The organism is Eisenbergiella sp. OF01-20 (assembly GCF_003478085.1).
In the GTDB taxonomy this organism is placed as follows: domain Bacteria; phylum Bacillota; class Clostridia; order Lachnospirales; family Lachnospiraceae; genus Eisenbergiella.
The window spans coordinates 1-7904 of record NZ_QUES01000069.1; the positions used below are offsets into that span (position 1 = coordinate 1).

At 41.1% G+C, this 7904-nt stretch carries 8 protein-coding genes; all 8 read right to left on the reverse strand.

The window, feature by feature from the left end:
- Nucleotides 1-208: 208 nt before the first annotated feature.
- Nucleotides 209-1405, reverse strand: a complete 1197-nt coding sequence (locus tag DXA36_RS32115; protein ID WP_118683582.1) for a hypothetical protein — start codon at nt 1403-1405, stop codon at nt 209-211.
- A gap of 161 nt (nt 1406-1566) precedes the next feature.
- Nucleotides 1567-2349, reverse strand: a complete 783-nt coding sequence (locus DXA36_RS32120) for a KilA-N domain-containing protein (protein WP_330425140.1) — start codon at nt 2347-2349, stop codon at nt 1567-1569.
- 272 nt (nt 2350-2621) lie between these two features.
- Nucleotides 2622-2777, reverse strand: a complete 156-nt coding sequence (locus DXA36_RS34490) for a YobI family P-loop NTPase (RefSeq protein ID WP_412250676.1) — start codon at nt 2775-2777, stop codon at nt 2622-2624.
- Nucleotides 2778-2911: 134 nt separating this feature from the next.
- Nucleotides 2912-4123: an ATP-binding protein gene (locus tag DXA36_RS32125; RefSeq protein WP_118683583.1), complete on the reverse strand. Its 1212-nt coding sequence runs from the start codon at nt 4121-4123 to the stop codon at nt 2912-2914.
- 396 nt (nt 4124-4519) lie between these two features.
- Nucleotides 4520-5350, reverse strand: a complete 831-nt coding sequence (locus DXA36_RS32130; RefSeq protein WP_118683584.1) for a helix-turn-helix domain-containing protein — start codon at nt 5348-5350, stop codon at nt 4520-4522.
- Nucleotides 5351-5531: 181 nt separating this feature from the next.
- Entirely contained in the window at nt 5532-6401 is an 870-nt protein-coding gene (locus DXA36_RS32135; protein ID WP_118683585.1) for an aminoglycoside 6-adenylyltransferase, read from the reverse strand.
- A 42-nt stretch (nt 6402-6443) separates the two neighbouring features.
- Nucleotides 6444-7199 (reverse strand): class I SAM-dependent methyltransferase, encoded by a 756-nt coding sequence (locus tag DXA36_RS32140; RefSeq protein WP_118683586.1) that lies wholly within the window; start codon nt 7197-7199, stop codon nt 6444-6446.
- A 292-nt stretch (nt 7200-7491) separates the two neighbouring features.
- A complete protein-coding gene (locus DXA36_RS32145) occupies nt 7492-7812 on the reverse strand; it encodes a transposase family protein (RefSeq protein ID WP_182479355.1) in 321 nt (106 codons plus the stop codon).
- Nucleotides 7813-7904: the final 92 nt, after the last annotated feature.

The window sequence follows — 7904 nt, forward strand, 5'->3', positions numbered from 1 at the left end:
ACGCAAAGTGGATGTTAATTTCAGAATGTGGATGTTAGTTTAAATATTGACCCATTTCAATCATATTTTATTATATTTTGTCAAATCCTGTCGTCACGACTTTTGTCACCCTTATGTCAAGCCCACGACAAAATTTATTTACATAACAAAAGGACTTTTGTCAATTCTTATATTAATTATATAGGGAAAGTACTAAATGCTTTAAAGTTTAAATTGGTATTCCTCCCTTGGCCAGTTCTCTTGTTATTACTGAAACATCATAATTCATATCAAATATTCTTCTAAATCTTGATTCCATTAACTTCATATCAAACCGTAGCGCATAAAAATATTCTGCAAATTCTTCAATGGTTGAGAGGCCAACCACATCTAAATATATCCTCTCAACATCAGCATAATAGTCGCCATCTTTGTAAATAAGCGGATACTCTTTTAGTCCGTAATGAACTAAGTTGCGTAAATTACGTGCAAATTCACGCAAGCTTTTTTTGCGGTCAAAACCTTTGAAGTCCAATAAATTTTGTAATAATTCTTTGGTAAAATCATCCGCATGAGTTATTAAATTTTCAAAACTATCTAAAACTTCGTCATAACGTATGGAATATAATTTTGCAAAGAAGCAAAGCCATAAAGGATTTTTGATACAGTTATCAACATGTAAAACTTCATCAAACAATAGGTTGATAAAACTTACATACGAGTGCATTAGAAGTAATCGAATACATACAGATGGGGCTACGTTTAATTTATCTATAATTGCCTCAATGGTATATTCAAAACATTCAATATTTATTTTATCTAAAGCAGAATTGAAAAATGGGCATTCTACTTGTTCAATATTTCTTGCTTCCAATGATTGAAAAGAACTTACAATGGATGAAATAAATTGAGCGTAATCACGTGCTTTTTCACCTTGCAACCATTTATTTCCGTTAAACTCATCAATCATGTGATAAAAGAATATATTTGTTCCGAGAAAGTACGCTTTTTTATCTATAACTCGATAAAATAAAGATATATTGTAATTATGAGGAAATTCCTCATTTATAGTTTCAATAATTCGCTGTGCTTTTTCCTTATAACTACCATGTTTATTGTAGATATGCATACTATTTCTAACTTTTTCTAAGTGACTAAAAAAATCTGCATCATATTCTTGCCGCAGTTCATGAAATTCACCCTGCTGCTCCTCAAACATCTTTAAGGATTCATACGCGATTGTAGAAAACTCTTGAATCATATTAGTTGCTATAAAGGTTTGGTATCCCTCACATACGCCGTACTGAGCTTGTAGCCTCAGATGATTTGGAGTGTCGGTGTTAAATTTCATAAATATATCTACCATACTTTTACAGTCCAGACCGAGCATTGCCAAAGCATTTATTACTTGTTGCGGACTCCTCATAATTATTCTCCCCTAATCCATTTAAACTTTCCTCAACTCTCTCAAACTGTCCAAATTGCTGAAATTAATAACTTTTTTCACTTTGAATTATTGTGATCCACTAATCGTTTGATGCCTGCCGATTTTAATAAGGATGTCATTTGCTCTTTTGCAATTCGATTTTATTCCACCAACCGATTATCACGGTTTATCCCCTGTTTAATCATTTCAGCGTTTAAGTTTTCCATATTGGATAAGACTATAAGCTGTTGTAGTGTAGCATGGTCGCGGACATTTCCAGCCAACCCTGGATTTGCATCCCGCCATTGCTTTGCAGTCTTTCCAAACATTGCTACATTTAAGACATCGGCCTCTGTCGCATATGTAAAATTATTATATTGTTTAGGCAATTCCGGCACTATCAAGTGCTCTTTGATTGCATCCGTATGTATTCTGTAATTGATTTTTGAAATTTCGCGGTTCATATTCCAATTTAATGAAAGCCTGCTGTTTTCATCTGCCTTTAACCGTTGATAATCCGTGATAATGTATAGCTTAAACTCTGCGGAAATCCAAGAGGCAAATTCAAATGCAATATCACGATGTGCGAAAGTCCCTCCATTACGTCCAGATTTAGAATACATACCGATTGCGGCTGTTGTTTCCAACCAGCGTTTTGGAGATAAAGTAAATGCATTCGAACCGGCTCGTGACTTAAACCCCTCGAATTCGAGGGGTTTAAAATCCGGATTATGTAAAGTCTCCCATAAACCCAAAAATTCAATGACATCGCGGCTTCGCATCCAATTTTGGATTGTTGCAGCCGGATCTTCACTTTTATACTTTGCAATATCAGTTAAAGAGATATAGTCATCATAACTTCCATCCGAGACGACAGAAATTTGCATTCCTTTTGCACTTATTTTGCTTTTAAGACCTTTTCCTCCTTCATTTTCAACCTCCAACTACTTTTCCCCTATTATATCAAACCTTCTGCTAAATGTCTTAATTTTAACTTATCATTTGGGGAGATATTCGACATTATATTATACTGCCTTTAACCGTATTCTAACATTTTCTGTCGAATCTTGTCATCATCATCTCCGCCACCCGTATGCGACAAATTTCAACAGGATTTTATATCGTTCCCCTTAAAATCAAGTCAAATTTTGTACTGTTTTATATTGCTATAGTAAAAACAAACCGCTTTGTTCAGAGATTATCATACAGAAGAGTCTTACTGCAAATAATAAATTCGAGTTAGACATTCCATTACTAACGCCTTTATAAGCTGATTGAAGTAAACCACAAACTCGTTATTAATATTTTTTAAAAGGCACATATTAACGATATATAGAGATAGACCCTGTAAAAAGCCACCCTCAAATATTATAGTGTTTTTACATCAGGTTTTACAAATACTTAATTGATTGCATCTTCGTATACATCTAAACCAACATTGTCTGTTGGCGTTAGCCGTTCAAATTGATATTTTCTTTCTTCCACCACTAACACATCCTTCCCTTGTTAATATTCATTACTCAGCAAGAAATCTGCAATGTGCATGGTCTTTATCCCTTCATAATTCCCCCCCGCAAAAGCGTCTGTCCGCAATACATATTTCGGATAATTATCCCGAATGTCAAGCAGTCTTCCGTATTCGCGTTTTTCGGTTTCAGGAGAACCGATCTCCTGGGCCGCTTGAATGTACAGCTTGTTTTCCTGCTTAACGGCAATGAAATCTATTTCAGCGCTGTCCAGTTTTCCAACGTATACTTCATATCCTCGGCGCAGTAATTCCAGATAAATTATATTCTCCAGCATTGCGGCCACGCTGTCCGGCGAATATCCTAATATACTGTAACGCAACGCCGGGTCGGCCAGGTAGAATTTCTCCTGGGTTTTTAAAATTTCTTTGCCCTGTATGTCGTAACGCGAACAGCGGTGAAGGATATAGGCGCTTTCCAGCTTGCTGAGATAGTTGTAAACCGTTTCGTTATCAATAGCCCGATTTTCGCTTTTCAGATATTTGGATATAGAAGCGGCGGAGAAAGTCCGTCCAACATTATCAAAAGCAAACTTTACAATACGCTCCAGCTGATCCACTTTGCGGATTTGATTACGCCTTACAATATCAGTAAAAATCGTAGAATTATAGATATCCTTAACAATGGTGTAGACTTCATCCGGCGTATATTTTTGCAGATGGACTGCAGGAAAACCGCCGAGCCGGAGATAATTTGCAAGTTCTGAACGAGGATCAAGAACTTCTGCGTACTCTTTGCGAAAGATCATATACTCTGAAAAGGACAACGGGAAAATACGGAATGCTATATAACGACCAGTCAAGTAGGTAGATATTTCAGAGGACATCATTCTGGAGTTTGAACCGGTTACATAAATGTCTACGTCATAGTCAGTCATAAGGGAGTTTACAACTTTTTCCCATGACTTTACTTCTTGAATCTCATCAAGAAAAAGGTAAGTCTTACCCTCTAAAAACAAATGCTGTTTCAAATGTGCAAACAAGGCTTTCGCTGTTTTTATATCCTCATATTCCAAAGAATCAAAGCTATAATGCAATATTTGCTCGTTATGAATACCCTGTCCTTTCATTTTATCTATCAACATTTTTAAAATGGTTGATTTCCCACAGCGGCGAATTCCAGTAAGGATTTTCACAAATGGTGTATTCGCATATACCATTATCCTATCAACGTAAATTGGTCTATTAATCATAAAAGGCACCTCCCATCTATAATAGAATATCGCATTTCTTTTAAGATATCAACACTTTTTATGGGTATAACCGCAAAACTTAAAGTTAATATAACCGTTGTCAACAGAAAGCTGGATTAGACTAATCTAATGTGGTGGATTGATAATGGACTGGTTATGCAGAAAACATGAAATAAGGTCACCACTATCAATCAACGCTTGTACAATGTTTTATTCTATCGTATGCATCTTAAGTAATAAAAAAATACCGTACAGGTAAACCCCATACGGTATTTTATATAGCCGCAATATAATCTGCATTTCTTCTGCATAGCCGGTATTTATGAAATAAATCTCCCCTTTTGCGGCTCCGGAACAACCCGGGGAAAACCATCAGCCGCTTCCCCGAAGCAGGACCTACTGCTTCCGGCTCCGCAAAAATTCCTTCCCAAAGCAGTAAGCCGCTGAAACCAGCAGGGCCAGGGTCGTCAGACTGTCAACAAATTTCGTGGAAGCATCCAGCGGCTGGCGCAAAAAGAAAGAAACCGTATAATTGATCCCCCACATAACCGGTATGATAACCAATAATAAAATCCCCGCCGCATATAATTTCCTGTGCGTGATTTTTGAAAAGGAAAGATAGATGCACCACAGCCCGAGAAGGGAAATGACAGATATCACAGTCCCCATTTTATAAAGGACAGGCAAACCTAAAAGCCGGCTTAATACTGCCAGATAAGGGATTGCCGTCAGGCTGAGGGCCAGAAGAAGATTACGGATAATATGCCCCCGGGCTTTAAACAGCGGGAGGAGAAGCAGCCAGCCGAAAAGCAGGGAAAAAGCCACAAGGTAAGACCAGGTCAGTTGCCCGGCTATGCAGAAATCACATATAAAGCAGATGACTGCAGCAAGAATAAAGGAAGAAGATAAGAAGGTGAAGATCATCCCTCTTGCTCTGTCCAGTTTCTGGGCGGCGCTTTTGTCGGAATACAGCAGGGTTTCTTCCACCAGGGCTTCGCCGGATTTTTCAGGGGAGGCTCCTTTTTCCCCATTTAACAGCTCGCTTGTTGTCACACCCAGGATCTGGGCCAGCGGGATCAAGAGGGATATATCCGGGCAGCTGATGCCCCGTTCCCATTTGGAAATCGCTTTATCCGTGATTTCCAGCCGGGAGGCCAGATCCTTTTGGGTCAGATTTTGGGATTTTCTCATTTCGGAAATAAACTTTCCCATTTTTTCATTATTCATTGCATAACCCTTTCTGTCGTCACTGATGTCAGATCAACTCAAATTCCGCAGGTGCCGGTCAGCCCTACGCTCACTGTCTGCGGGGCGCTCTCCGGCACCAACGAAGTCTGAATTAACAATATAATAAAATACAGCGGAAAGAAACCGATTATCTGGCGATTAAGCGGATTCTACCGTTGGTTTACCTGTAATATCCCCTGTCCCGGAGCCTTTGTACAAGGAACTGGCGTACCCTTTCGGCCTCCGTTGTATCGTGATGGAAATGCAGCTGTCCTGCCACAAAACCGGCCAGCTCATGGAAATAATCGTACAGGAGAAACAGGCAGCGGCAGATGGTATCATAGTCCCCGTCAGGGAAAACATGTTGAAACCGTTCCATTTCTTCCGTAGACAGGAACCGCTTCAGGTATTTGCAGGAAGAACCGGTGGTGACGCAGAAATGGTTATCGATGCCTGTTTTCCAGTTCAGCATTTTCAGGAACATGGGCAGGAGCAGCACATCATAGGCGTGCTTGGCATAGTACAGCTCTTCCCGGCACACGCCCTTGGAAACATAAAGACTCAGCCAGCGGAATTCATTGCAGGTGTCAAAAAATTCCTTCTCCACCGGGGGCTGTATGTAAAAGGCGTCTTCGATCGGAAGCGGCAGCAGGGAAGGAAAGCTATCCTTGTTCATAAGGACAGCCCGCGGGTGGTTATTTTCCCTCTCCTTTGCTATATCTTTTACATCCTGCAAGGTCAGATCGATACGGTTGCCGTCGGCAAACTGGATCAGATAAGCGAAAGGTTCACGGCTGGTATAATCATAAGGATGGGAATACCAGTCCATGGGACACTGCACGATCAGAATATCGCCGAACGTATGGATCCAGGAACGATCTGCGGTAAAGTCCCTCACATCCGTAACATAATAGGTAATGTCGAAATCCGAGTAGGTATCCTGGACAGCATTGGGATTGGCCCTGGAACCCTCCATGGTGACGGCGCGGATCCGATCGTCTTCTTTGGCTTTGTGTATAATCATGTCCATCATTTCTTTTTCTGAACGCATGCTGTTCTCCTTCTTTCTCCCGATATGCTGCGCGGCTCCGTATCATTCTTTTACCGCAACCATCGTGAATTCACCCGGCAATGTCGGATCCGTCCAGGCGGGATGCTTGTCAAAGCGTTTTAAGATAAAACCGCTGTCTATACAGGCATTGATGATTTCGCTGATCGTATATTTCCGGTATTCGCACAGCAGGATCTGCCTGCGGATTTCTTCCGGGTAAAATCTGGCATGGGCCATTTCCCCTTTTATGATATCTCTGGAAAAATAAGGGGCTTGCGGCTGCTGAAACTCCAGAATATCCGCTATTTTCTGGAACGGATGAAAATCGCTGCATATCATACGGCCGCCGGGGCGGAGCAGGGAAAACATTACATCCATAAATTTCCCGATATCATGAAAATAGTGAAGTACGCCGCCTTCCATAAACACGATATCGAACTGCCCTCCGTACCGGGCCATATCGGTTTCCAGCACATCCCCCAGAACAAAGTCCACGGAGGTATCCGCCGCCTCTGCGGTTTCCAGCGCATACCTCCGGTTGCCGGAAGAAATATCGAAAATGGTCACCTTCGCACCGAGAAGGGCGAGAGGAATTGCCTTTTTCCCGCAGGAACCGCAGATATTTGCCACGCGCACCCCTTCACAGGAGTCGAAATAGGCCGCGTATTTTTTCAGCATTCCCACTGGATCCGCCATGTCCTTTTTGGCCCGTTCCTCCGGTGTCCCTGCATGCTCCACCCAGAAATCATAGGTGTTGAATTCCCAGGCATCCTTATTCTGCCGGATATAATTTTTCATCTGCATACCCCCTCTGTCCGATAGTAATTTTATTTGATCCGTATTCGTATCCATCTATTTTACATGATGCCACATAAAATAGCTATCCTTTTGCGTACCGTTTCAGACGATTCTGAACCGGTGTTACTGGTCACGCCCCCTGTGCAGTACATGCACAGACCTGCCTGAACAGTTCCAATCAGCGGATAGCTTTCTATGACTTTAGTAAGTTGTTCCCGGTATACTTTTTCAAGATTCGGAAAGGAGGACAGCCAGTCTGCATTCAGAGAACTGATATTCAGGGAAACATCAACTATTTTTTCCGGAAGCCGATTGCTTTTTTTGCTTTTTGCTTTACTAAACGGAAGGTTTCTGCAAATGTAGTATGATTGCATTCTGGATTGGGACAAAACATTTTTCTGTTGTAACTGATAATCCTGGTTTTCAAGTCCATAATAGGAAGGTCTTGAAAACTGCGTTCATATACACTGTGTTTTTTTGTAGAAGTGCTTCCGCAGTACCGACACACGGCTTCTTCCTTATTGGAAGCAACTCTAATGACAATAGTATCCCCAGTTATTTCATGGCTGATATAATCCAGGTCAGGGTCCACAATCTTAATAAATTCATCCATACGCAGCATCTCCATAACATAAATAATCTACTCAAACTTGCAGGAGCAAAATGGCCTTCCGCCCGCTGGCAGAGCGGTGTCCCCGGGACGGA